The sequence below is a fragment of the Sphingomonas sp. BRN-1R genome (assembly GCF_057748035.1).
Genome location: NZ_CM173236.1, coordinates 2,697,784 through 2,723,186, shown reverse-complemented (window position 1 = coordinate 2,723,186; position 25,403 = coordinate 2,697,784). Strand labels below are relative to the sequence as shown.

General features: G+C 66.9%; 23 protein-coding genes and 1 tRNA gene. 14 read left to right on the top strand and 10 right to left on the bottom strand.

Annotated elements, in window-relative coordinates:
* Positions 1–6 precede the first annotated feature (6 nt).
* Together AC3ANX_RS12575 and AC3ANX_RS12570 are read right to left on the bottom strand one after the other, a co-directional pair.
* Entirely contained in the window at positions 7–876 is an 870-nt protein-coding gene (locus tag AC3ANX_RS12575; protein WP_488333618.1) for an S-methyl-5'-thioadenosine phosphorylase, read from the bottom strand.
* Between the two features lie 326 nt (positions 877–1,202).
* Entirely contained in the window at positions 1,203–1,826 is a 624-nt protein-coding gene (locus AC3ANX_RS12570; RefSeq protein ID WP_488333617.1) for a DNA-3-methyladenine glycosylase family protein, read from the bottom strand.
* A 69-nt stretch (positions 1,827–1,895) separates the two neighbouring features.
* On the opposite strand from AC3ANX_RS12570, the gene AC3ANX_RS12565 reads away from it, so the two are divergent.
* Complete coding sequence (locus tag AC3ANX_RS12565; protein WP_488333616.1) at positions 1,896–2,213, top strand: 2Fe-2S iron-sulfur cluster-binding protein; 318 nt, start codon at positions 1,896–1,898, stop codon at positions 2,211–2,213.
* Between the two features lie 227 nt (positions 2,214–2,440).
* Here AC3ANX_RS12565 and AC3ANX_RS12560 read toward each other — a convergent pair whose 3' ends face one another.
* From AC3ANX_RS12560 to secB, 4 genes are all read right to left on the bottom strand, one after another.
* A complete protein-coding gene (locus AC3ANX_RS12560; RefSeq protein WP_488333615.1) occupies positions 2,441–3,094 on the bottom strand; it encodes a DUF4136 domain-containing protein in 654 nt (217 codons plus the stop codon).
* 175 nt (positions 3,095–3,269) lie between these two features.
* A complete protein-coding gene (gene trpS / locus AC3ANX_RS12555) occupies positions 3,270–4,274 on the bottom strand; it encodes a tryptophan--tRNA ligase (RefSeq protein ID WP_488333614.1) in 1,005 nt (334 codons plus the stop codon).
* A 16-nt stretch (positions 4,275–4,290) separates the two neighbouring features.
* Complete coding sequence (murJ, locus tag AC3ANX_RS12550; protein WP_488333613.1) at positions 4,291–5,859, bottom strand: murein biosynthesis integral membrane protein MurJ; 1,569 nt, start codon at positions 5,857–5,859, stop codon at positions 4,291–4,293.
* Positions 5,860–5,889: 30 nt separating this feature from the next.
* Entirely contained in the window at positions 5,890–6,396 is a 507-nt protein-coding gene (secB, locus tag AC3ANX_RS12545; protein WP_488333612.1) for a protein-export chaperone SecB, read from the bottom strand.
* 180 nt (positions 6,397–6,576) lie between these two features.
* Between secB and AC3ANX_RS12540 the strand changes: the two genes are divergently transcribed.
* The 5 genes from AC3ANX_RS12540 to AC3ANX_RS12520 all read left to right on the top strand — a co-directional run bounded on the left by AC3ANX_RS12540 (position 6,577) and on the right by AC3ANX_RS12520 (position 13,117).
* Positions 6,577–7,221, top strand: a complete 645-nt coding sequence (locus AC3ANX_RS12540) for a Tim44/TimA family putative adaptor protein (protein ID WP_488333611.1) — start codon at positions 6,577–6,579, stop codon at positions 7,219–7,221.
* A gap of 8 nt (positions 7,222–7,229) precedes the next feature.
* Complete coding sequence (gene mltA / locus AC3ANX_RS12535) at positions 7,230–8,486, top strand: murein transglycosylase A (RefSeq protein ID WP_488333610.1); 1,257 nt, start codon at positions 7,230–7,232, stop codon at positions 8,484–8,486.
* A complete protein-coding gene (locus tag AC3ANX_RS12530) occupies positions 8,461–9,042 on the top strand; it encodes a Smr/MutS family protein (protein WP_488333609.1) in 582 nt (193 codons plus the stop codon). Before mltA ends, AC3ANX_RS12530 begins: the two co-directional genes overlap by 26 nt.
* A 187-nt stretch (positions 9,043–9,229) precedes the next feature.
* Positions 9,230–12,082, top strand: a complete 2,853-nt coding sequence (locus AC3ANX_RS12525) for a TonB-dependent receptor domain-containing protein (protein ID WP_488333608.1) — start codon at positions 9,230–9,232, stop codon at positions 12,080–12,082.
* 87 nt (positions 12,083–12,169) lie between these two features.
* A complete protein-coding gene (locus AC3ANX_RS12520) occupies positions 12,170–13,117 on the top strand; it encodes an acetyl-CoA carboxylase carboxyltransferase subunit alpha (RefSeq protein WP_488333607.1) in 948 nt (315 codons plus the stop codon).
* Positions 13,118–13,259: 142 nt separating this feature from the next.
* Here AC3ANX_RS12520 and AC3ANX_RS12515 read toward each other — a convergent pair whose 3' ends face one another.
* Positions 13,260–13,424 (bottom strand): Flp family type IVb pilin, encoded by a 165-nt coding sequence (locus AC3ANX_RS12515; protein WP_488333606.1) that lies wholly within the window; start codon positions 13,422–13,424, stop codon positions 13,260–13,262.
* Between the two features lie 133 nt (positions 13,425–13,557).
* Positions 13,558–13,743 (bottom strand): Flp family type IVb pilin, encoded by a 186-nt coding sequence (locus AC3ANX_RS12510; RefSeq protein ID WP_488333605.1) that lies wholly within the window; start codon positions 13,741–13,743, stop codon positions 13,558–13,560.
* 56 nt (positions 13,744–13,799) lie between these two features.
* Between AC3ANX_RS12510 and AC3ANX_RS12505 the strand changes: the two genes are divergently transcribed.
* Complete coding sequence (locus AC3ANX_RS12505; protein ID WP_488333604.1) at positions 13,800–14,246, top strand: (deoxy)nucleoside triphosphate pyrophosphohydrolase; 447 nt, start codon at positions 13,800–13,802, stop codon at positions 14,244–14,246.
* Between the two features lie 3 nt (positions 14,247–14,249).
* On the opposite strand, the gene AC3ANX_RS12500 is transcribed toward AC3ANX_RS12505, so the two are convergent.
* Positions 14,250–14,323, bottom strand: a tRNA-Cys gene (locus AC3ANX_RS12500).
* Between the two features lie 188 nt (positions 14,324–14,511).
* On the opposite strand from AC3ANX_RS12500, the gene AC3ANX_RS12495 reads away from it, so the two are divergent.
* The 4 genes from AC3ANX_RS12495 (at position 14,512) to AC3ANX_RS12480 (ending at position 19,671) form a co-directional block, all read left to right on the top strand.
* On the top strand, positions 14,512–15,141 hold the full coding sequence (locus AC3ANX_RS12495; RefSeq protein WP_488333603.1) for a protein-L-isoaspartate O-methyltransferase family protein: 630 nt from the start codon (positions 14,512–14,514) through the stop codon (positions 15,139–15,141).
* Between the two features lie 19 nt (positions 15,142–15,160).
* Positions 15,161–16,669 carry a TolC family outer membrane protein gene (locus tag AC3ANX_RS12490; protein WP_488333602.1) on the top strand — a complete coding sequence of 503 codons (1,509 nt, stop codon included), beginning with the start codon at positions 15,161–15,163 and terminating at the stop codon, positions 16,667–16,669.
* Between the two features lie 31 nt (positions 16,670–16,700).
* Entirely contained in the window at positions 16,701–17,279 is a 579-nt protein-coding gene (locus AC3ANX_RS12485) for a DUF2497 domain-containing protein (protein WP_488333601.1), read from the top strand.
* Positions 17,280–17,622: 343 nt separating this feature from the next.
* Positions 17,623–19,671 (top strand): S9 family peptidase, encoded by a 2,049-nt coding sequence (locus tag AC3ANX_RS12480; protein ID WP_488333600.1) that lies wholly within the window; start codon positions 17,623–17,625, stop codon positions 19,669–19,671.
* A 3-nt stretch (positions 19,672–19,674) separates the two neighbouring features.
* Here the strand turns inward: AC3ANX_RS12480 and AC3ANX_RS12475 are convergent, their stop codons facing one another.
* On the bottom strand, positions 19,675–20,076 hold the full coding sequence (locus AC3ANX_RS12475; RefSeq protein WP_488333599.1) for an MAPEG family protein: 402 nt from the start codon (positions 20,074–20,076) through the stop codon (positions 19,675–19,677).
* A 127-nt stretch (positions 20,077–20,203) separates the two neighbouring features.
* Here AC3ANX_RS12475 and AC3ANX_RS12470 point away from each other — a divergent pair, with 127 nt between their 5' ends.
* From AC3ANX_RS12470 to AC3ANX_RS12460, 3 genes are all read left to right on the top strand, one after another.
* Positions 20,204–20,788, top strand: a complete 585-nt coding sequence (locus tag AC3ANX_RS12470; RefSeq protein WP_488333598.1) for a hypothetical protein — start codon at positions 20,204–20,206, stop codon at positions 20,786–20,788.
* An 82-nt stretch (positions 20,789–20,870) separates the two neighbouring features.
* Positions 20,871–23,597 (top strand): valine--tRNA ligase, encoded by a 2,727-nt coding sequence (locus tag AC3ANX_RS12465; RefSeq protein ID WP_488333597.1) that lies wholly within the window; start codon positions 20,871–20,873, stop codon positions 23,595–23,597.
* 347 nt (positions 23,598–23,944) lie between these two features.
* Positions 23,945–25,399: an MATE family efflux transporter gene (locus tag AC3ANX_RS12460; protein ID WP_488333596.1), complete on the top strand. Its 1,455-nt coding sequence runs from the start codon at positions 23,945–23,947 to the stop codon at positions 25,397–25,399.
* The last annotated feature ends 4 nt before the right edge of the window (positions 25,400–25,403 follow it).

The following is a 25,403-nucleotide window of genomic DNA, read 5'->3' as shown; positions in this document are numbered from 1 at the left end:
TGTCTTTCAGCGACCCAACACCCGCGCCATGATCTTGTCCAGCTTCGCGAGCAGCGCCGGGTCGCGCGCCTCGGGTGCGGTGATGAGCGCGTGGTCGAGCACGGTGTCGAGCGGCGATGCCTCCCGCTCCGCCGGCAGCGCCGCGACGAACGCCGACACGGTCTTGCGCGCGGTTTCACCATTGGCGTGCATCTGCTTGATGACTTCGCTCACCTCGACATGCGCCTCGCTTGTCCGCCAGCAGTCATAGTCCGTAACCATGCCGATCAGCGCGTAGGGGATCTCCGCCTCGCGCGCGAGTTTCGCCTCGGGCATCGCGGTCATGCCGATCACGTCGGCGCCCCATTGCCGGTACAGCAGGCTCTCCGCCCGGCTAGAGAATTGCGGCCCTTCCATCGCGACATAGGTGCAGCCGGTCGCCACCTTGCCACCCGCCGCCGCCACAGCCTCCGCCGCGAAGCCTGATAGGCGCGGGCAGGTGGGTTCCGCCATCGAGACGTGCGCGACCATGCCGGTGCCGAAGAAGCTCGACGTCCGGGCAACGGTGCGGTCGATGAACTGGTCGACGATCACGAACTTGCCCGGCTCATACTGTTCCTGGAGGCTGCCGATCGAGGAGATGGCGAGGATGTCGGTCACGCCGCTGCGCTTCAGCGCGTCGATATTGGCGCGGAAGTTCAGTTCGGACGGGCTGATCCGGTGGCCTCGGCCGTGGCGCGGCAGGAACACGAGATCGACGTCGCCGATCGAGCCGAACAGCAGTTCGTCCGAGGGTTCGCCCCACGGGGTCTCGACCTTGCGCCACTCGGCGTTCTCAAGGCCCTCGATCGCGTAGAGGCCCGAGCCGCCGATGATGCCGATCGTCCATTTGGTCATGGGTGCTGATTCCCGAGATTGCTGCCGATGTCGCCTCGCCCTGAGCGAAGTCGCAGGCGGAGCGCAAGGTCTGTGTCTCGACTTCGCTCGACACGAACGGTGAGGGAGTGGCATCTAGGTTCGTGCGCGCGCTGGGGCGGACATGCCCCTCCACCCCGTTCGTCCCGAGCGAAGTCGGGGGGCATGCCCGAAAAGCGCCGTTTGCGGGTCCGGGTTCGCCGCCGGCAAAGCCGTCGGCCGGGTTCGGCGCGTACACCGACCCGCCGGCAATGCCGGGCGCTGCGGCTTTGCCGCACCGGCGCGCTGGCGCGCCTGCGCCTCGGCAGTCAAATCACCTTCATATCGCTGTTGTAATGGTGCCACGTGAAGATCGCGAGCGCGCCCCGGTGCGGCCGCCACGCCTCGGCCAACTCGCGCACCAGCTTCTCGCTCGGTCGCGTTTCGTGGCCGAGCAGGCGGCCGATCTCGATCTGTACGGCGAGATCGCCCGCCGGCCAGATGTCGGTGCGGCCTTCCGCGAACAGCAGATAGATTTCCGCCGACCAGCGACCGATTCCCTTGATCCGCACCAGAGCGGCGATCGCCTCCTCGTCATCCTCGGGCAAAGCGTCGAAATCGAGCCGACCGCTCGTCACTTCCTCGGCGAGGCTGCGTGCATAGCTCGCCTTCTGGCGCGAGAAGCCGGCCTCGCGGAGTTGCTCGTCGCTTGCCCGGGCGACGCTCGCGGGATCGGCGGCGTCGCCGGTGATGGCGTCCAGCTTGCGCCACACGCTTTCGGCCGCGTGCGTGCTGACCTGCTGGCCGAGGATGGTGCGCAGCAACGTCGCATAGCCGCGCGCGCGGATGCGCGGTTCGGGATAGCCCGCGCGCGCCACGGCGGCGGCGAAGGCGGGTTCGATCCGGCCGAGCGCGTCGAGGCCGTGGCGGAGTTGCTCGGCGCTGAGGCCCATCGCACTATCCTTGATTTGCCCGGGGTGGCGCGGCATGGCGACACCAAACGCCCCGAGTGAGGAATACCTATGCCCAAGCTTATCGTCGTCACCCGCGAAGGGGAAGAACGCGCCCTCGACGGTCAGGTCGGTCACAACGTGATGGAGATCATCCGCGATGCCGGCATCGACGAGTTGCTCGCGCTCTGCGGCGGCTGCTGTTCGTGCGCGACCTGCCACGTGCATGTCGATCCGGATTTCGCCGCCAAACTGCCGACGATGAGCGCGGACGAGGACGATCTGCTCGATTCGACGAGCGACCGCGATGCGACCTCGCGCCTGTCGTGCCAGATCCCGTTCAGCGAAGCGCTGGATGGACTGAAGGTGACGATCGCGGCGGAGGACTGACGGGGGCAGGCCCGCGTGCCGCGGGCCGGTGCGGCAAAGCCGCAGCCATCGGCACGGCCGGCGGGTCGGCGTAAGCGCCGAACCCGGCCGACGGCTTTGCCGTCGGCGCATTTCAAACCAGCATCTAACCCCAAGCGGGGACTAGGCAGGGCGCAAACGCTTCGATTACGCTCGGCGCGAAAAGGCAGGGGCGGCTTCAGCCAGCCACCCCGATCCGCCCGCTCACATCAGCGCTTCTTCTCGGGCGCGATCGTGATCTTCACGGTCTCGCCCGAATTGCCGGGGAAGCCGGTGAACATCGCCTCGACGAGACGCGGCACCAGATAGGGCAGGTCGTCGGTCTGCGACTGCGCCTTGGCGGTGCCCTCGAACACATGCACGCCGGTGTCGGCCTTCTGGATCGTCACCATCAACTCGCTGGTATAGACGGTATAGCTCGACACGTCCGGGCCGAAGCCGCCGCCCCACAGGAACGGATCGTTGAAGCCATAGGCGAAGCGGCTGCGGCCGTAATAGCCGAAACGCGGGCCGCCCCAGCCGCCGTAACCACCAAAGCCGCCGTAGCCATAGCCACCGCCGAAGCCGGGCGTCGTCACGGTCCGTTCGCGGCCATGGTCGACGTCATAAGCGACCTTGACGACCAGCTCGGCCGGGCCGCCCTGCGCGGGGCGATAGCCCTGCTGCGTGAGCTTGGCGGCGATCATGTTGGCATATTGCGTGAACTCCAGCCCGCCGCGCAGGTTGGGATCGACCGACTGGATCACGAACGTCTGGCCGCTGGTCGGCGGCAGTTGCTGAAAGCGCGACACCTTTGCCGCGAACGGCTGCGCGCAACCGCCGAGCGCGAGGAGCGCAACGGCAGCGAGAGAAAACATCTTCATGATTTCACGACCTTGTTGGAAGCGACATGCTTGGGAGAAGCGATGGTGCACGATGCCGGTTCCGGCATGAATAACGGTTGAACGGACATCTGCATAGGACGGATCGTTGTCGCGATCGTTCCCGCAAATGCCTCGTTCATGTCGTGCGCGTGCGCGCCTGCCGCAAGTACGGCGCTTAAAGATGCAGTCCGACCGCCTCCTGCGCGGCGCGCAGCGTCGACGCGCCGAGCGCGATCGCCTTCGCAGCCCCGCCCGCGAGCACCTGCGCCACCGCCGGCCGGTCGGCGAGCAGCGCGGTCAGCCGATCGCGGATCGGCCCGAGCGTGGCGATGGCGAGATCCGCCAGCGCCGGCTTGAACGCGCCGAAGCCCTTGCCGGCGTGTTCGGCCAGCACCGCCTGCGGCTCGACGTCGGCCAGCGCGGCGTAGATCGTGACGAGGTTGAGCGCCTCGGCACGGCCTTCCAACCCGGCCACCGTCTCGGGCAGCACGTCCGCGTCGCTCTTGGCCTTGCGCAGCTTGGCGAGGATCGCGTCGTCGCTGTCGATCAGGTTGATGCGCGAGGCATCGGACGGATCGGACTTGGACATCTTCACCGATCCGTCGCGCAAGCTCATGATGCGTGGTGCGGCCTTGGAGATCATCGGTTCGGGCAGCGGGAACAGATCGACGCCGAAATCGGTGTTGAACTTGGTCGCGATATCGCGCGCCAGTTCGAGATGCTGCTTCTGGTCGTGGCCGACCGGCACATGCGTCGCCTTGTAGAGCAGCACGTCGGCGGCTTGCAGCACGGGGTAGGTGAACAGCGCGACCGACTGCGTCTCGCCGCTCTTGCCCGCCTTGTCCTTCCACTGGGTCATGCGGTTGAGCCAGCCCATTCGCGCGGTGCCGCTGAGCAACCAGTTGAGTTCGCTGTGCGCGGGCACCTGCGCCTGGCTGAACAGGACCGAACGCGCGGGGTCGATCCCGCAGGCGAGCAGGGTCGCGGTCATCTCGATGCGGTTGGCGTACAGTTCGGCGGCGACCACCGGCAGCGACAGCGCGTGAAGATCGGCGAGGAAGAACAGGCAGGTGTCTTCCGGCCCCATCGCATCCTGAAGCGCAACCCACTGCCGAATCGCGCCGAGATAGTTGCCGAGGTGGAGGTTGCCGGTGGGCTGGATGCCGGAGACGACGCGCATTGCAGTCTTTCGTGTGTCAGGCGCCGCGACGGCGCCGCAGGAAGGCGAGATCGGCACGGGTGAAGGCGCCGAGAACGAAGGTGGCGATCGCATAGACGACCCCGCCCGCGCCGACCAGCACCACCATCGCGCCTGTCCGAACCAGCCAGTCGCCGTGGGTGTAGGGCGTCAGCAAGCCTTGCAGCAGCCACAGCACCAGCCCCATCACCAGCGCCGCCGCCGCGAGCCGCCACGCGCGCCGCCGCAGCCGCGCATCGGGTGCGAAATGGCCGCGTTTGCGCAGCGTGCGGTACAGCAGGAAGGTGTTGACCGTCGAGGCGAGCGCGGTGGCGAGCGGCGGCCCCATATGCTTGAGCGGCAGGATCAGCGCGAGGTTGAGCGCGAGATTCACGACCATCGAGATCGTCGCATAGCGTACCGGCGTGCGCGTGTCGGCCCGCGCGTAGAAGCCGGGGGTCAGCACCTTGACGAGGATGACGCTTGGCAGCCCGATCGAGAAGGCGGCGAGTGCCTGCGTGGTGTTGAAGGTATCTGTCGCATCAAACTTGCCGTGTTCGAACAAGGCGGCAACTATCGGGCCGCCGCACAGCACCAGCGCAACCGTTGCGGGCAGGGTGAGCAGCAGCGCCAGCTCCAGCCCGCGATTCTGCGTCTCCATCGCCGCCGCCTCCTGCCCGCTGCCAAGCTGGCGCGAGATCAGCGGCAGCAACACCGTACCTAGTCCAATCCCGATCAGCCCCAGCGGCAACTGGTTCACCCGGTCCGCCATGTAGATGTACGTCACGGAGCCATGCGGCAGGAAATGGGCGGCAAGCGCGGAGGAGATGACGAGGTTGATCTGTACCGCGCCGGCTCCGGCGGCGGCGGGCCAGATCAACGCGAGCAGCCGCTTCACGTCCGGGCTGAAGCGGGGGAGGCGCGGCGACAGCCGTACGCCGTTGGCGCGGCACGACAGCATCAGCCACAGCAGTTGCAGCAGACCCGACACGCTCACCGCCACCGCCTGATTGCGCGCGGTGACGAACGGATCATGGTTGTGAAACGCCAGTAGCGCGACGATCAGCGTCAGGTTGAGCAGGATCGGCGCGGCGGCGTTCACCCAAAATTTATGGAGCGAGTTGAGGATGCTACCGAGCAGCGACACCAGACTGATGAACATCAGATATGGTATGGTGAAGCGCGATAGCAGCACCGCGAAGCCGAATTGATCGCGACTGATGCCGTGAAAGCCGCCCGATAACGCGGCCGTAACCGGCCACGCCGCCAGTTCGAGGATCACCGTCATCACGATGAGGATCGGCAGCAGGACCGATAAGACGTCCTGCGCGAAGGCGATGCCATTCGGCAGGCCGTTGCCGCTCTCGTCGCCGACCTTCTTGTTGAACATCGGGATGAACGCCGCCGAGAACGCCCCTTCGGCGAACAACGCGCGGAACATGTTGGGCAGGCGGAACGCGATCAGGAACGCATCCGACGCGAAGCTCGCGCCGACGTAGCGCGCGAACAGCGAATCGCGCACTAGCCCCAGCACGCGGCTGGCGAGCGTGAGCCCGCCGACCGAGCCGAGCGCGCGCGCGAGGTTCATGCGTACCGGCGCCCGGCCCGTTACGCGGAATCAGGCGTTGCCGGTCACGCCGACGTTGGCGCTCGTCTGGGCTGCCTGCTGAAGATACAGCGCGCCGAAATCGATCGGTTCGAGCATCAGCGGCGGGAAGCCGCCGTCGCGCACCGCATCGGCGAGCACGCGGCGCGCGAAGGGGAAGATCAGGCGCGGCGCTTCGCCGAGCAGGAACGGCTGGACATGCTCGAGCGGGATGTTGCGCAGCCCGAAAAGCCCGGCGAACGACAGGTCGACCAGGAACGCGACGGTGCCCTCGCTCTCGGCGCGGACCTCGATGCGCAGAGTCACCTCGTGCACATCCTCGCCGACCTGGTTGGCGGCGATGTTGAACTGAACGTCGATCGCCGGCGCGGTCTGCGTCTGGTAGATCGCGGGCGCGTTCGGGTTCTCGAACGAGAAATCCTTGACGTATTGCGAGATCAGCCCGGCCTGCGGCGTCTCGTCCTCACCATTGGCAAAGGGCGCGTTGCTGGTGATGATGCCGTCGTCCTGTTCGCTCATGAAACTCGCCCTCGTGTCTCTGAAGATGTGCGCCGCTTCTGCCGGCGCCTTCGAAGCGCGGCGCGTAGCAGGGGGCGCGCGGCAGTTCAACACGAGTATCGGGTGCGCGGTGGCTGGCCCCATTTGTATCCTTGGCGCGTTGTGCCTATATTGGTCGTTCGCCGAAGTTCAGGAGGCACAGTGTTCTACGTCGTTCTGCTCGGGATGGTCGCCTGCTTTCTGGCGTTGCGTCTCTACATGGTCCTCGGCAAGCGGACCGGGCACGAGCAGCCTTTGCCCAAGGCGGCCGAGGATCGCGTGCCGGTGACGGTGCTGCCGCGCCCGATCGAAACGCAGGCGGAGCCGCGTGAGCCGCTCAACCGCAACATCGCGCCGCGCGCCGAGGCGGGCCTGCGCGCGATCGTCGCGGCCGAGCCGGGTTTCGACGTGGCGCGCTTCCTGGAAGGTGCGCAGTCGGCCTATCGCATGATCCTTGAAGCCTATTGGAGCGGCGACGAGCAGCAGCTCGCCTGGCTGGCCGAGGATGAGGTGCGCGGCGCGTTCGATGCCGCGATCGCGGAGCGGGCCGAGGCCGGGCATACGCTCGACAACCGGCTGGTCTCGATCGAGCGTGCGGTCATCACCGATGCCTCGCTTTCCGGCAAGGCGGCGCGGATCACCGTCCGCTTCGATGCGGATATCGCGGCGGTGACGCGCGACCGCGAGGGCACGGTGGTCGCGGGCTCGCTGACCGACGCGGTCGAGACTCACGATATCTGGACCTTCGCGCGGACGCTCAAGAGCAGCGATCCGAACTGGAAGCTCGCCGACACCGACGAAGCCTGAGGTCGGGGATGCTGCACGGGGGGAAGCGCTGGGGGGCGCTCGCGGTCGCATTGCTGCTGGGCGCGTGCGTCAGTCCATCTGAGCCGCCACGGCCAAGCGCCGGCGTAGCGCCGGTGCGCCGGCCGCCAGCCGCGTCGCGGCCGGTGCCGCCGGTCGCAGTGGCTGCGCCGACCAGCGGGCCGGGCGCGCGCGATGCGGGCGTGGTCGCGGGTCCGGCGATCTATTCGCTACCGATCGATGAGGCGCAGGCGGCGCGCTCGCTCGCGGCGTTTCGGCTGTCGTGCCCGGCGCTGCGCAAACGCACCGACGCCTCCGGCCTGACGCATGGAGCCGACTGGGCGCCGGCGTGTGATGCGGCGGCGAGCGTCCCGCGCGGCGAGGCGCGCGGCTTCTTCTCGCAATATTTCGAGGCGGTGCAGGTCGGCGACGGCAAGGCGTTCGCGACCGGCTATTACGAACCCGAGATCGCCGGATCGCGCGACCGGCGGCGCGGCTATGAGGTGCCGATTTACGGCCGTCCCGCCGATCTCGTCGATGTCGATCTCGGGGCGTTCAGCGACAGCCTGAAAGGCAAGAAGATCCGCGGCCGCGTCGATGGCAGCAATTTCGTGCCCTATTACGATCGCGCCGCGATCGAGGATGGCGCGCTCGCCGGCCGTGCGCCGGTGATCGCCTGGGCGGCCGATCCGATCGAACTGTTCTTCTTGCAGATCCAGGGCTCCGGTCGGCTGCGGCTGCCCGACGGATCGACCCTGCGCGTCGGCTATGCGACGCAGAACGGGCGCGATTACACCGGCATCGGGCAGGTGATGCGCGCACGCGGGCTGCTCGCGCCGGGGCAGGCGACGATGCAGGGGATCGTCGCGTGGCTGCGCGCACATCCCGCCGAGGGGCGTGATCTGATGCGCGAGAACAAGAGCTTCGTGTTCTTTCGCGTGCTCGACACGCCGCCGATGGGCGCGCTCGGCTATGCGGTGATGGGCGGCGCGAGCGTTGCCGCCGACCCCAAGTTCATTCCGCTCGGCGCGCCGGTGCTGTTGTCGATGGACCGTGCCGACGCAAACGGCATCTGGATCGCGCAGGACACCGGCGGCGCGATCAAGGGTGCCAACCGCTTCGATACCTATTGGGGCGGGGGCGATCAGGCCGAGGCGATCGCCGGCGGCATGTCGGCGCACGGCACCGCGTTCCTGCTGCTGCCGGTGGGAACGCTCGCGCGGCTCGCGGCGGAAGGGCCCTATGGGAAAGCGCCCGCTAAGCGCTGAGGAGGCGGCGCTGTGGGCGCGCGTCATCGCCAGCGTCCGGCCGATGCGCGTCGCCGCTCCGCCAGCGCGGATCGTCGCGCCAGCCAAGCCGCCCGAGCCCGTGCCACCGCCGGTGCCCGCCAAGAAGGTGCGGGGCAGGGTGCCCGCACCCTTGCCGATGCCGGCCAGACCCGCGCCGCCGCCGCGCCCGCTCTCCGCCAACACGCTCGACGGATCGTGGGACCGCGACCTCGCACGCGGGCGCGCCGCGCCTGACGCCTCGATCGATCTCCACGGCCATACGCTGGGTTCGGCGTATGCGCGGCTCGACGCCGCGCTCGATTTCGCGGTGCAGACCGGGCAGCGCGTGCTGCTCGTCATCACCGGCAAGCCGCCGCGTGCCGAGAGCGAACGCCCGCACGCGCGCGGCGCGATCCGCGCGGCGATCGGTGATTGGCTGGCGGGATCGCGCCATGGCGCACACATCGCCGCCGTGCGCCCGGCGCATCCGCGTCATGGCGGCGCGGGTGCGTTGTACGTCGTGTTGCGCCGCAGCCCCGAGCGGCACACGCGCTGACGCTTGCGGTGGCCGGGCGTCTGAACCCACCTCGAACGCACTCCGCACTTTCGTCACGATAAAGACGGTTTACGTCCGATTCTGCCCAAGTGTGGCTTCCGCGCACTAGCCAGCGGCAGATTGTTGCGTTTGTATAACGGCCAATAACAGAGAGGGTGTCTCGGGGCGCGAATAGGGGAAATATTCGATGCGTGAGATTCAGTTCGGAAGATTTTCGGGCGCGGCTGCGCTCGCCATTGTCGCGGCGGCATGTGCGGTGCCGGCAAGCGCGCAAATCGCGGCGCCTGCCGATACCGCTGCGGCGGCCGGCGACGATATCGTCGTGACAGGCTCGCGCATTCGCCGCGATCCGCTGGATCAGGACAAACCCGTCCTCACGGTCGACCAGTCGGCGATTGGCAAGACCGGCCTTTCCTCGATCGCGGACGTGCTGCAACGCCTGCCGAGCGCAAGCGGCGGGCTCAACAGCAAGGTCAACAACGCCGGCAACATCGGCGGGCCGCCCGACGGCACCGGCGTCAGCTCGGGCGCGGCGGAGATCGACCTGCGCTATCTCGGTGCCAAGCGGACGCTCGTGCTGGTCGACGGCATGCGCTACGTCAACGGCTCCTCGGCGGGCGGCATCCCGGCCTCGGTCGATCTCAACGAGATCCCGACCAACATGATCGAGCGTGTCGAGGTGCTGCAATCGGGCGCGTCGCCGCTATACGGTTCGGACGCGGTCGCAGGCGTGGTCAACATCATCACCAAGCAGAGCCAGAAGGGCCTGCAAGCCAATGCGCAGTTCGGCACCTATCGTCAGGGCGATGGCCACACGCAGAATTACGAGCTGAGTTACGGCATCCAGCATCCCGACAGCGGGACATCGGCGGTGTTCGGCGGCTATTACGCCAAGCAGGAATCGGTCAGCACCAACGATCGCGCGATCTCACGTTATCCGCAGCCTTATGCGACGAGCTGTGCGGCTGGCGGCTGTTCCAGCGCGACGCCCAACGGCCGGTATGACGTGCTCGGGCAGAGCCTGACGCTTGGAACGCCGGTGATCGGCCGCGCGCCGACCCTGGCGGATTACCGTGCCTATAACTCGTCGACCGACTCGTTCAACTTCTCGCCATACAACTACCTGCTCACCCCGAACGAACGCTACGGTGCGTTCTTCAACTTCAAGCAGGAACTGTCGGACTCGGTCAACTTCCGCACCAAGCTTGTGTACAACAAGCGCAATTCGACCACGGAGGCGGCGTTCCTGCCGCTGTTCATCGGCCCTGATGCCGGCAACGGCAATCTGCTCGACACGATCTCGGTCGATGCCACCAATCCGTACAACCCCTTCGGCGTGACGCTCTCGTCAGGCGCGAACGGCACTCCGGCCAATTACTCCACGATCCGTCGTCGTTTCGTCGAAGGCGGCCAGCGCACTTTCAGCCAGGACGTCAACACCTTCTCGGCGACCGCAACCCTCGACGGCTCGTTCCATGTCGGCGAGCATAAATGGTACTGGGACATCAACGGCGTTTACGGCCTGAACGACGCCCATCAGATCTTCACCGGCAACCTCAACGCGGCGAAGCTGGCGCAGGCGCTCGGCCCGGTCGCGCAGTGCACCGGCGCGTGCGTGCCGTTCAACATCTTCGGTGGCGCGGGTTCGATCACCAAGGCGATGCTCGACTATGTGACGTTCGACGAACACGACAAGAGCAAGCAGCGCCTCGCCGATTTCACCGCCAACCTGTCGGGTGATCTGTTCGAACTGCCCGCGGGCGCGGTCGGCTTCGCGGTCGGGTACGAACATCGCGACCAGCAGGCGAGCTACGATCCCGATCCGATCATCGTCGCCGGGCTCGGCGCCGACGTGCCGACCAGCCCGGCGCGCGGCAGCTACAATACCGACGAGGTGTACGGCGAAATCCGCGTGCCGATCCTCGCCAACACGCCGTTCTTCCACCGGCTCGAGTTCGACGGCGCGGTACGCCATTCGGACTATTCGACCTTCGGGGGCAACACGACGTTCACCGCGTCGGGCCTGTGGAAGCCGGTGGCCGACCTGCTGTTCCGCGGCGGTTACGCAGAGAGCCTGCGCGCGCCGAGCTTGGGCGAACTCTACGCCGGCCGCTCGCGCTTCGACGCCACCATCAACGATCCATGCACCAGCGCGGCGGGGGGCAGCTTCCAGAGCAACGCGACCGTGCGCGCCAACTGCATCGCCAACGGCGTCCCGGCGAGCGGCAGCTACGCCGAGCCACAGGGCGGCCAGATCGGTATCTTCTCGCAAGGTTCGACCGCGCTGAAGCCGGAAACCTCGACGACGTGGACGGCAGGCGGCGTGTACAGCCCGTCCTGGGCACGCGGCAGCTTTGCGAGCACGATGAGCCTTGAGGTCAATTACTACAGCATCGAGCTGAAGAACGCGATCGACTCGGTGCCGGGCACGCTGCTGCTCAACCGCTGCGCCTTCCTCGCCGATCCGGTGAGCTGCGCGTCGATCACGCGTGCTTCGAACGGCGACGTGACCGGCATCAACGGCACGCTCCAGAACCTCAACTCGATCAATACCGAAGGTGTCGACGCGACGTTCATCTACCGCTCGCCCGCTGTATATGGCGGTACGATCGGGCTGAGCGCGAACGCGGCGTACATCATCAAATACGATGTCGCGCCCCCGGCCGCGCTGAACTCTCCGACTCTGCATTGCGTCGGCACCGAACGCTGCCTCAACACCGATCAGGCGTTCCCCGAGTTCAAGCTGAACTCCACGCTCGACTGGTCGAGCGCGGCGTTCGGCGCGTCGTTCACAGCGCGCTACATCAGCGCGGTGTACGAGAACGACGGGCACCGCATGGGCGCGACCTTCTACGGCGACGTGCAGGTGTATTTCTCGCCGGCGTGGATGGACCACAAGATGCGGCTGACGGCCGGCGTGAACAACGTGTTCAACAAGGCGCCGCCCGCCTGCAACACGTGCGACAGCGCGAACTTCGACCCGACGACCTATGATCTGCCGGGCCAGTTCGGCTATCTTCGCCTCTCCTACGGGCTGTGATGGGACGGGCCGGGTGCTGCTTGCGGCGCCCGGCCCGCTCGCCGGCCATTGCCAAGTCCCGGCGCACGTCTTAACCGACGCGGCCTGATGGCAACCTTCCTCGACTTCGAAAAGCCGATCGCCGAGCTTCAGGCTCGCATCGACGAACTCCGCGAAACCGGTGCCGGCGGCACGGTGGACATTTCCGCCGATGTCGCGCGGCTCCAGGCCAAGTCCGACAAGCTGCTGCGCGACACCTATGCCAAGCTGACGCCCTGGCAGAAGACGTTGGTGGCGCGGCATGGCGAGCGCCCGCACTTCAAGGATTATGTCGCCGGTCTGTTCGACCAGTTCGTGCCGCTCGCCGGCGATCGCGCCTTTGCCGACGATCAGGCGATCCTCGGAGGTTTCGCGCGTTTTCGCGGGCAACGCGTGATGGTGATCGGCCATGAGAAAGGCCACGATACCGCGACGCGCATCCGCCACAATTTCGGCTCCGGCAAGCCGGAGGGCTATCGCAAGGCGATCCGCCTGATGCAGCTTGCCGACCGATTCGCACTGCCGGTGCTGACCTTGGTCGATACCTCGGGGGCGTTCCCCGGCGTGCAGGCCGAGGAGCGCGGGCAGGCCGAGGCGATCGCGCGTTCGACCGAGCAATGCCTCGCGCTCGGCGTGCCGATGGTCGCGGCGATCGTGGGCGAGGGCGGTTCAGGTGGCGCGATCGCGCTTGCCGCGGCGAGCCGCGTGCTAATGTTCGAGAATGCGGTCTATTCAGTAATCTCGCCAGAGGGTTGCGCCGCGATCCTGTGGCGCACCAACGAGCGCGCCGCCGACGCGGCCGAGGCGATGAAGGTGACGGCGCAGGATCTCAAGACGCTTGGCGTGATCGACACGATCGTGCCCGAACCGCTCGGGGGCGCGCACCGCGATCCGACCGCGGCGATCGGCGCGCTTGGCAACGCCATCGCCGATTCGCTGGCCGAACTGGGCGGACGCGATCCGGCCACGCTACGACGTGAGCGCCAGCAGAAGTTCCTCGCGATGGGCCGACTCTGACCGGACAGCAGCCGGTCTGTAACACGGCGAGAATAGTGTGAGCCAGTAGGCGGGCGACGCCGATGTGTCTTCACCTGCACCGCATAAAAAAGGGCGGCAAACCCTGAGGTTTGCCGCCCGATTTGTAGGCGAAGCGTAAAGCTTACGCCTTCATGTTGCTCGTGACGTTGCTGAACGTCTTCGTGAGCTGGTTGCCCAGGCCCTGCATCGCGGCGATGGCTGCAACAGCGATCAGAGCTGCGATCAGGCCGTATTCGATGGCGGTCGCGCCCTTGCTGTTCTTGATGAACTTGCGGATGGTCTGCATACGTCCGGTCTCCAGTGATTCAAAAGCTTCAGTTACCCGGCTGAACCGGAGGACCGGGTCAGCAATGTCTGTGTACCGCCGCACCGTTGATAAAAGTTTAAGGCTGCCCGGAACTTCTGCGTAGGTGCCGGGCTCAGTTGCTCTTAGTCGCGGTCTGAACCTTGCCGCTGACGTCGTTCCAGATGCCGGTCGTCACGTGTGCCATCTCGATCAGCGAGGCGATCATCACGATCACCACCAGCGCGGCGATCAGGCCATATTCGATGGCGGTGCCGCCGCGTCGGTCGCGCAGAAGCGTCTTGATCAGCTTGGCGAACATGCTCTCTTGCCCTGGTACAAAAATCCGCGCTGATACTATGACATCGATGTTAAGGAATGGCGAAGGGTACGCGCGTGACGGAAACCGGGGCGGTCCTGCTGGTGGTTGCGGCGGCGCTGCGTGACGCGCACGGGCGCGTGCTGGTCCAGCGCCGCCCGGCCGGTAAGGCTTTGGCCGGGCTGTGGGAATTCCCCGGCGGGAAGCTCGAAGCGGGCGAGTCGCCGGAAGCGGCGCTGGTGCGCGAATTGGCGGAGGAGCTCGACGTGACCGTCGCCACGCACGATCTCATGCCGCTTGCCTTCGCGACCGCGCCGGCGGGCGCGCGCACTCTGGTGCTGATGTTGTATGGTTGTGAGCGTTGGCAGGGCACGCCGCGCGCCGTCGAGGCTGATGCGCTGGACTGGCGCCGTCCGGCGGATCTGCGCGCGATGGCGATGCCGCCCGCCGACCTGCCGCTCGTCGCGGCGCTGGAAGCGCGCGAGTCGCAGCGGACAGGTCGTTGAAAGTGGAGGCCCGACCGGGAATCGAACCCGGGTGCAAGGATTTGCAGTCCTCTGCGTCACCACTCCGCCATCGGGCCGAGAGGCGGGCTGATGCGCGGACATCGCGGCCAAGTCAACCGGGCTTGGTGAAAATTGCGCGGGCCGCTTGGCGATGCTGCATGTGCGCGGTACAAGCCGTTATCGGATTAGTGTATTGCACGATCAACACGGTTGTGCGACAGGGGTGCATATGACTTTGACCGCGTCTCAGCCAAGCCTTCAGGCCATGCGTCATGCGATGGTAGCCAGCCAGTTGCGGACCAATTCGGTGAACGATCCGCGCGTGGTCGCCGCGATGGACCGGGTGCCGCGCGAGGCGTTCCTGCCGCTCGCCGTGGCCGAGCTGGCGTATCGCGACACCGCCGTGCCGCTCGGCCATGGGCGTTTGCAGAACGTGCCGATCGCGACCGGTCGCCTGCTGACTGAAGCGTATCTCGAACCGAGCGACCGCGTGCTGCTGATCGGCGCGGCCGGTGGCTATACGGCGGCGGTGCTGGCCGAGATCGTCACGTCGGTCGTTGCGTTGGAAAGCGATCCTGCCCTCGCGTCGATGGCGCGTGCCGCACTCGCCGGCACGCCGGGCGTGACCGTGGTCGAGGGGCCGCTTCAGGCCGGCCACGCCGAGGGTGCGCCGTATGACGTGCTGGTGATCGACGGCGCGGTCGAGCAGGTGCCCGACGCGATCGTGGCGCAGGTCCGCCCCGGCGGCCGCGCGGTGGCAGGCATCCTGGATCGCGGCGTGACCCGGCTCAGCGCCGGTCGGCGTACCTCGGGCGGGTTCGGACTGGTCGGTTTCGCCGATGTCGAATGCGTGCCGCTGCCGGGCTTTTCGCGCCCGAAATCCTTCTCCTTCTGAAAAAGGCGTTCCGCCGGCAATGCGACAGAGTTTGTATCTTGCCGGCGCGAGCGTTCTGCTCGCGGCGACGCCCGCGAGCGCGGAGACGCTGCGTGAGGCGCTGGCAAAGGCGTACAACACCAATCCCACGCTCACCGCCGATCGCGCCAACGTCCGCGCGATCGACGAGGGTGTGCCGCTCGCGCGGGCGCAGGGGCTGCCCGCCGCCAGCGTTGCCGCGCAATATAGCGAAAGCGTCTATAACGACGCCAATACGCTCTCCAACCCGCAACGCCAGATCGTCGCGCAGCCGCAACTCACCGTACCGCTCTACGCGGGCGGCGGCATCCGCAGTTCGATCAACGCCGCGAAGACGCGCGTCGATGCCGGGCGGCTGAGCTTGCGTGATACCGAAGCGAGCGTCTTCGCCTCGGTCGTGGGCGCGTATATGGACGTGGTGCGCGACGAGGCGATCGTCTCGCTCAACGCGCAGAACGTCCATGTGCTCGACGTCAACCTCCAGGCGAGCCGCGACCGCTTTCAGGTTGGCGACCTGACGCGGACGGACGTCGCGCAATCGGAAGCGCGACTCGCGCTGGCGCGAAGCCAGTTGCAGAGCGCCGAGGCGCAGCTGATCTCGAGTCGCGAAAATTACATCCGCTACGTCGGCACCGCGCCGGTCGGGCTGGAACAGCCGCCTGCGCTTCCCAACCTGCCGGGCGATCCCGAGGTGGCGGTCGACGTCGCGCTCAAGGACAATCCCGCGCTGCTGTCCGCGCAGAAGAGCCGGGACGCGACGGTCTATGACGTCGGCACGGCCGCCGCCGCTCGCCTGCCGCGTGTCAGCGCGGTCGCCAGCGGCAACTACTACAATTATTTCAATTCGCTGGGCGCGGGCACCGAGTTCGGGCTTACGCAAAGCGGCAAGTCGGCAACGATCGGCGTGCAGCTCAACGTGCCGCTGTATCAGGGCGGTGGCCCGACCGCGCAGATTCGCCAGGCGCAGGCGCGGCGCGGGCAGGCGATCGAGCAAGTCACCGAAGTCGAACGCAGCGTGATCGCGCAGACTCGCTCGGCCTTTGCGGTGTGGAAATCGTCGCTTCAGGTGATCGCGTCGAGCGAATCGGCGGTCGATGCCAACAAGCTGTCGCTGGAGGGCGTGCGTGCCGAGAACAGCGTCGGCAGCCGTACCATCCTCGATATCCTCAACGCCGAGCAGGAGTTGCTCAACTCGCAGATCACGCTCGTTTCGGCACAGCGCGACGCCTATGTCGCGGGCTTCTCGCTGCTGGCGGCGATGGGCAAGGCCGAAGCACGCGATCTCGGGCTCGACGGCGGCGCGCTGTACGATCCGACGCTCAACTACAAGCATGTCAGCCATACCATCTGGGATTGGGCACCGGCGCCTGCGCCCAAGCCGGTCGCGACCAGCACTGCCGGCAGCTCCCCGCAAACCGCGATTGTGACCAAACCGCTTGACCCGTTTCTCGATACACCAGTTGACAGCCCTGCTGCAAATCCCGCAAACAGTGCGATCAGAAAACATTAACCATAATGTCGGGGCAAAAAGGTTGATCGCAATGGGTGATATCAGCGCCGAGCCGTCGATGGAGGACATTCTCTCCTCGATCAAGCGTATCATCGCCGAAGAGGGCGATGTGAGCGCCGGACGGTTGCGACGGCCGACTCGCCCCGCCGGTGGTCGCCCGCTGCCACTCACGCAACCGCGCGAAGTGCTCGAGCTGAACGAAGCGGTCGACTATGATGACGAGGACGAGGCGGAGGAAGCGATGCCTGCGATGCAGCCAAAGATGACCGCGCCCGAGCCGGCACCGGTGCAGTTCGCCGATGCGCTCGCGCAGGCGCGGCAGGACCAGCCGGAGCAGGCCAAGCCGGAGCGCACCCGGCAGGATCGGGCGGAGCCGGAATCGGCCGAGCCGCTGTTGTCGCGCGGGGCGGAGACCGCCACGCGCGGGCCGCTCGACGCGCTGTCGCGCCTCGTCGTGAAGCCCGAGGTGTCGGGTTCGGACACGCTCGAAGGCATGGTGCGCGAGATGCTCAAGCCGATGCTGCGCGAGTGGCTCGACGCCAATCTGCCCGCGATGGTCGAGCAGATGGTCGCAACCGAGATCGCGCGGATCACCAGCCAGAACCGTTGATCTCTGGCTAAGGCTGGCGGGTGGTGGCGTGCGGTGATGCGCGCCCGACGGGCGCGGCGATCGCCGTGTCGATCGAGCTAATCCTGTGCACATGCGGGTGATTAACTGACGCCATTCCAGACTTCGTTCGCACTTAGCGACGTCGACGTGCGTGCTCCGCGCGGTGTCGCTTGTGGCACGTGCTTCGACTTCGCTCAGCACGAACGGCGAGGGGGGTGAGTCGAGGCTTGGAGTCAGGCATGACTTGGGTCATCGGCCCCTCTTTCGCCGCCGAACCGCCGCGCGACCGCACCCGAAACGACAGCCGTTGCGTGCCGCCACGCGGTCTGCTCTACCACCGGCCATGAAGACGCTTCTTGCCGCGAGCACCGCGTTGCTCGCTTTCGCCGCCGCGCCCGCCGCCGCCCGTCAGCTCACTATCGACGACGTGATCGCGCTGTCCCGCGTGTCTGCGCCGGCGGTCTCCGCCGACGGGCATTGGCTGGTCTGGCAACAGCGCGAAACCGATGTCGATGCCGATACCGGCCATTTCGATCTGTGGCGGCTTGATCTCACCGCGCGCAACGCCAAGCCCGCGAAGCTGGTCGCCGACGCCGATGTCAACGAAAGCGCGCCGCAATTTTCGCGCGACGGCAAGACGGTCTATTTCCAGTCGGACAAGGGCGGCGATGACGCGGTCTGGTCGGTGCCAGTCGCGGGCGGCACGCCGACTCGGCTGACCGACTTCAAGGGCGGGATGGGCGGCTTCATCGTCGCGCCGACCGGCGACAAGCTGCTGATCTATGCCGATCGCCGGCCCGGCGCGCCGAGTCTTGAGGAGCCGATGGTCAAGAAGGATTCGCGCGCCGGCAATGCGCGCACCTTCGACCAGTTGTTCGTGCGGCACTGGGCGAGCTGGTACGAGGGCAAGCGTTCGCAACTGTTCGTGCTGCCTCTCACCGCGAGCGGCGCGCCGGGCAACGGTGTCGCGATCGAGGGCGGGCTGATCGGCGACGCGCCCTCGAAGCCGTTCGGTGACGGTAGCGAGATCGCGTGGGGCGCGGACGGCAAGACCGTGTATTTCGCGCTGCGCAAGGGCGACGGCAAGGAGCCGCTGTCGACCAACCTCGACATCTATGCCGCGCCCGCCGACGGTTCGGCTGCGCCGGTGAACCTAACGCAAGCCAACCACGCCACGGACACGATCCCGGCGGTTTCGCCAGACGGCAAGTGGCTCGCCTATGCGGCGATGAAGCGGCCGGGCTTCGAGGCGGACCGGCAGGTGCTGATGCTGCGCGACCTCGCCACCGGGCAGACCCGCGCGTTGACCGAAGGCTGGGACCGCTCGATCGAATCGATCGCCTGGGCGCCCGACGGCAAGCGGCTGATCGTTACCGCCGAGGATACGCAGGAGAACCCGATCTGGTCGGTCGATGCGGCGAGCGGCAAGGTCACGCGGCTTACGCAGGCCGGCAACGTCTCCGCCGTGGTGCCAACCGCCACGGGGCTCATCTATGCGATGAACAGCCTGATCGCGCCCGACGATTTTTACAGGGTGAGCGGCAAGGGCAAGCCGGTGCGGCTCACCGCGGTCAACGCCGACAAGCTCGCCGGCATCGACATGCCGAGCGTGACCAAGTTCAGCTTCACCGGCGCGAACAACGATACGGTCTGGGGCTACGCGGTGAAGCCCGCCGGCAGCGCGGGGAAAGTGCCTGTCGCCTATATGGTGCACGGCGGGCCGCAGGGGTCGAGCAACAACAGCTGGTCGTACCGGTGGAACCCGGCGCTGTTCGCGGGCGCGGGCTACGGCCTTGTCGCGGTCGATTTCCACGGCTCGACCGGTTACGGACAGGCGTTCACCGACGCGATCAGCAACAACTGGGGCGGCTGGCCGCTCGAAGATCTCAAGGCCGGGCTAAAGGCGGCGACGGACAAGTTCGCGTGGCTCGACGGCGACAATGCCTGCGCGCTCGGCGCCTCCTACGGCGGCTATATGATGAACTGGATCGAGGGCAACTGGCCCGATCGTTTCAAGTGCATCGTCCAGCATGACGGCGTGTTCGACGCGCGCGCGATGGCCTACGAGACCGAAGAATTGTGGTTCGACGAGTGGGAGCATGGCGGCAAGGCCTATTTCGAAGATCCGCAGGCGTTCGAGAAGTGGAACCCGGTCAATCACGTCACCGCGTGGAAGACACCGCAACTCGTCATCACCTCCGAAGGCGATTACCGCATCCCCTATACGCAGGGCATCGCCGCCTTCACCGCGCTCCAGCGGCGTGACATTCCCTCGCGGCTGGTGGTGTTTCCGGGTGGCAGCCATTGGGTGACGAAGCCCAAGGAGAGCCGGCAATGGTATCACGAGGTGCTCGGCTGGATGGGCAAATGGACCGGCAAGACGCCGCAATGAGCCTCACAGCGTGGCCGTGAGCAGCGGCCACAGCATCATCACGATGCCGGCGAGGCTGACGAGGAACACCGCGGAGCGGACATAGACGATGCCACCCGCATAGATCGGCAGATAAGCGACGCGGGCGACCAGCCACACCACCGCGCCGATCGCGGTCCATCGCGTGTGGATATCGGCAAGGCCGAGCAGCGCGACGATCGCGATCACCAGCGGGAACGTCTCGAAGAAATTGCCCTGCGCCCGCGTCAGGCGGCCGACCAACGGCGAAGGCGCGCCCGGGTCCGAGTCGCGGTTGCCCGCGTTCCAGGCGGTGCCATATTGCGCCGTCCGTACCGTGGAGGCGGCGAAGATGTGGACGAGGGCGAGCACGCAGCCCCAAGCGAGCATCGTGTATTCTGTCGGCATCGGCTGATCCTCGGCATTGGGCGGAACAGCTTCAATGCGTGAGCGCGGCGCGGGTTGCTTTCATCTGCGGTTCAGCTTGGCGGAATACACTTTCCCGCGTCGTTCAAGATGCTGAGGAGACAGCTTTATGAACCTGATTTCGAAACTCGCGCTGGCCGGGATCGGTACGGCGGCGCTGGCCGGAAGCGCGCTCGCGGCGGATCGCGCGATGCATGTGATGAACGTCAACCTGCCCGACGGTTCGGTCGCGCACGTCCGCTATTTCGGCGATGTCGCGCCCAAGGTTGAGCTGGTGCCGGTTTCGCAGGCCGTGCCTTTCGCGCTGGTCGATCCACGCATGGCGTTCGCCGGCTTCGACCAGATGTTTGCGGATTTCGATCGCCAGCAGGCCGCGATGATGAAGCAGGTCGCGGCCATGCAGCAGCAGGCGGCCACCGCGCAGCCGAACGGCAAGCTCGATCAGGCGGCGATGAAGACCCTGCCCGGCGGCGGCACGGTCAGCTATTCGTACACGTCGTACAGCAGCGGCGCAGACGGCAAGGGCTGCACGCAAAGCTACCAGATGACCTCCTACGGCAGCGCGCAGCCCAAGGTCGTCTCGCAAAGCTCGGGCGATTGCAGCAAGGCGGCGAAATTCGGCACCGCGCCGACCCCCGCCAAGGCACCGGCGCCCGCGCCTGAACCCAGGACCGTACCGCACGACGCGGTCTGATCGACACGCGATCCGAACGGAAGGGCGGTGCGGGAACGCGCCGCCCTTTTATTTTGAGCGCTTCCCGGTAAACGCTGGGCGCATGAGCGAACTTCCCAAAACCTTCGACCCCGCCGAAATCGAGCAGCGTTGGTATGCGCATTGGGAGGCGAACGGCCTGTTCCGCCCCGATCGCCCCGGTGCCGAGCCGTGGACGATCGTCAACCCGCCGCCCAACGTGACCGGCTCGCTCCACATCGGTCATGCGCTCGACAATACGTTGCAGGATATCCTTGCGCGCCACGCCCGGCTGAAGGGCAAGGATGCCTTGTGGGTGGTCGGCACCGATCACGCCGGCATCGCCACGCAGATGGTGGTGGAGCGGCAGATGGCTCAGCATGGCCAGAAGCGCACCGGTTTCAGCCGCGAGGATTTCGTCGCCAAGGTCTGGGACTGGAAGGCCGAGAGCGGCGGCGAGATCACGCAGCAATTGCGGCGGCTCGGCTGCTCGATGGACTGGCAGAACGAACGCTTCACGATGGACGAGGGCTTTTCGAAAGCCGTCCTCAAGGTGTTCGTCGATCTGTATAACGAGGGCCTGCTGTACCGCGACAAGCGGCTGGTGAACTGGGATCCGGGCCTCGGCACCGCCATCTCCGACCTTGAGGTCGAGACGCGCGAGATCAAGGGTGGCTTCTGGCACTTCCGCTACCCGCTCGCTGACGGCGTTCGCCTCGCGGACGGGCGCGACCATATCGTCGTCGCGACGACCCGGCCCGAGACGATGCTCGCCGACATGGCAGTGGCGGTGAACGCGGCGGACGAGCGCTATGCGAGCGTGATCGGCAAGTTCATCGAGCAGCCGATCACCGGGCGTCGAATTCCGATCGTCGCGGACGATCATGCCGACCCCGAACTGGGTTCGGGCGCGGTGAAGATCACGCCGGGTCACGACTTCAATGATTTCGAGGTCGCGAGGCGCGCCGGCATCGAGGCGCGCGACATGCTCAACATGCTCGATGCGAAGGCCGACGTCGTGCAGACCGCCGACGGGTTGGTGCCGGCCGAGTTCATCGGGCTGCACCGCTTCCGCAAGGATAAGGTCGACGGCGCGCGTGAGTTGGTGGTGGCGCGGATGAAGGCGCTGGGCCTGCTCGTCACGCATCTCGACAAGGAGGATGCCGAGCACGATTTCGAACCGCGCACGATCCAGACGCCCTACGGCGACCGTTCGGGCGTGGTGATCGAGCCGTGGTTGACCGACCAGTGGTATGTCGATGCGGCGACCTTGGCGAAGCCGGCGATCGAGGCGGTCCGCTCGGGCGCGATCAGGATCGTGCCGAAGACGTGGGAGAAGACGTTCTTCAACTGGATGGAGAATATCCAGCCTTGGTGCGTCTCGCGGCAATTGTGGTGGGGGCACCGAATTCCGGCTTGGTTCGGCGACGACGGTGTGGTCTATGTTGCTCTGTCCGAAGCCGAGGCACGCGCCCAGGCTGGGGCGGGTGTCGTTCTCACGCAGGATAGCGACGTCCTCGACACGTGGTTTTCCTCGGCGCTGTGGCCGTTCGCGACGATGGGCTGGCCGGACGACACCAATCCGACGCTCCACGGCCGCTACCCCAATGACGTGCTGATCTCCGGCTTCGACATCCTGTTCTTCTGGGATGCCCGGATGATGATGCAGGGCATCCACTTCATGAAGGATGTGCCGTTCAAGACGCTCTACCTGCACGGCCTCGTTCGGGCGGCGGACGGGCAGAAGATGTCGAAATCGAAGGGCAATGTCGTCAATCCACTCGGGCTGATCGACCGCTACGGCGCGGATGCGTTGCGCTTCTTCATGGCGGCGATGGAAAGCCAGGGCCGCGACATCAAGATGGATGAGAAGCGCGTCGAGGGCTATCGCAACTTCGCGACCAAGTTGTGGAACGCCGCACGCTTCTGCCAGGCGAACGGCATCGGCGCGAGCGCCACGCTGGAGGCGCCGCACGCCACGCTCGCGGTCAACAAATGGATCATCGCCGAGACGATCGAGACGGTGCAGGCGGTCGATCTCGCGCTCGCCGATTACCGTTTCGATGGCGCGGCCAATGCGGTCTATCAGTTCGCGTGGAGCCGGTTCTGCGACTGGTATATCGAGCTTATCAAGCCGTTGCTCGGCCAGATGGATGCGCCCGCGAGGGGGCCGGAGGCGGACGAGACGCGTTCCGTGGCGGGCTGGGTGCTCGACCAGATCCTCGTGCTGCTCCACCCGTTCATGCCGTTCATCACCGAGGAACTGTGGTCGAAGACCGGCGCGCGTGACAGCGAGCTGATCGTCGCGCACTGGCCGATGGCCGACGCCCGCGCGATCGACCCGGAGGCGCGCCGCGAGATCGACTGGCTGATCCGGCTGGTGAGCGAGGTGCGCGCGGCGCGGACCGAACTCAACATCGCGCCGGGCACACGCATGCCGTTCCACGTCCGCGATGCGGGCGCGGAGACGCAGGCGCGGATCGCGCGCCAGCAGGCGGTGATCGCCCGGCTCGCGCGGATCGACTTCGCCGAGGGCGACGCGCCCGCCGGCGGCGCGGCGCAGGTGGTGATCGAGGAGGCGACCTTCGTGCTGCCGCTCGCCGGGGTGATCGACCTCGATGCCGAACGCGCGCGGCTCACCAAGGGCATCGCTGCGGCGGAGAAGGAGCGCGATGCGCTCGCCGGGCGGCTGGGGAACGCGAGCTTCGTCGAGCGCGCCAAGCCCGAGGCAGTCGAGAAGGCACGCGCCGATCACGCCGAAAAGGCGGCAGAGGCGGAGCGGCTGGGCGCGGCGCTGGCGCGGCTGGGGTAAGCCCGGCGCAGGCCGGGGCCGCTTCTTTACGTGGAAAGCGGATCGCCAGATTACGCAACCGCCTCGGCCTGCGCCGAGGCGACGGGTTGGGCGCGCAATCGTCACCCCAGCGCAAGCTGGGGTCTCCCCGTGGCGGGCGCTGGGGATGCTGCCGGGAGATGCCAGCTTTCGCTGGCATGACGGCTTGGGGCGGGCGCTCGTGTCGCATCGATCATGCCAGCCCCGGCTTCCATGACGTGCGGAGCGACGGCGTGAACCCGCGAAGCGGCCTTTCCCGCCGCGCCCCCTTTGAGAATCCCGGCGTCTCGCCTATCGCGCTTTCCCATACCAGACGAGAGGATGCGCGCGTGGCACAGCCGCCGACACGGCAAGGCAGGGATCTGACGACCGGCCCGATCGGGCGGACGTTGCTCGCCTTCGCGCTGCCGACGCTCGCGTCGAACATCCTCCAGACGCTCAACGGGTCGATCAATTCGATCTGGGTCGGCCGATTCCTCGGCGAGAGTGCGCTGGCGGCGACGTCCAACGCCACGATCGTGATGTTCCTCACCTTCGGCGCGGTGTTCGGCTTCGGCATGGCCGCGTCGATCCTGATCGGCCAGTCGATGGGGCGGCGCGATATCGAGGCGGCGCGCAGGGCGTTCGGATCGGCGGTCGGGCTGGTGCTCGGCACGGCGGTGGTGATCGCGGTGCTTGGCTATGTGTTCGCGCCCCAGATCCTCCACGTCATGGCGACGCCGGGCAGCGCGCAGGCGCTGGCGCTCATCTATCTGCGCGTGATCTTCCTTGGCCTGCCGCTGTCGATGCTCGGCCTGCTGATCCAGATCGGGCTGCGCGGCACCGGCGATGCGATCACGCCGATGTGGTTCATGGTGCTGAGCGCGGTGATCGACGCGGGGCTCAACCCGCTACTGATCCGGGGGATCGGGCCATTCCCGGAAATGGGCATCGCCGGCTCGGCGACCGCGACGCTGATCGCGGCGGCGGTGTCGGCGGTGGGGCTGCTCGTCTATATCTATGCGCGCGATCTGCCGATCCGGCTGCGCGGCGCGGAGCTTGCCTATCTGATCCCCGATCCCGCGCTGGTGCGGATCATCGTCGCCAAGGGCGTGCCGATGGCGGCGCAGATGCTGGTAATGTCGGTGTCAGGCCTGACCATGATCGGCCTCGTCAACCGGCAGGGCGTGGAGACGGCGGCGGCCTATGCGGTGTCGCAGCAGTTGTGGAACTACATCCAGATGCCGGCGATGGCGATCGGCGCGGCGGTGAGCAGCATGGCCGCGCAGAATATCGGCGCGGGGCTGTGGGGGCGGGTCAACCAGATCACGCGTGCGGGCATCCTCTACAATACGATCATCACGCTCGTGGTCATCACCGCGATCATCCTGTTCGACCGGCCGGTGATGGCGCTGTTCATCGACAGCCACAGCCCGGCGATCCCGATCGCGCGGCATATCCAGCTCATCTCGAGCTGGACGTTCCTGCTGTTCGGCGCGACCATGGTGCTGTTCGCGACCGTACGCGCCAATGGCGCGACGCTCGCGCCGTTGCTGATCCTGATCGTCTCGCTGATCCCGTTCCGCGTCGGCCTCGCGCTGCTGGGCAAGCCGTTGCTCGGCGCGGATGCCTTGTGGTGGGCGTTCCCGCTCAGCTCGGTCGTGTCGCTGGCGCTCGCCGCGCTATATTTCGTTCGCGGCAACTGGCGCTCGCAGGTGCTGGCGGTGCCCGAACATGCCGAGCAGGCGCGCGAGAGCGCACGCGCCACCTCCGAGCCCGCCGGGCGGTTGCACCCGAGCGGCTGAGGGC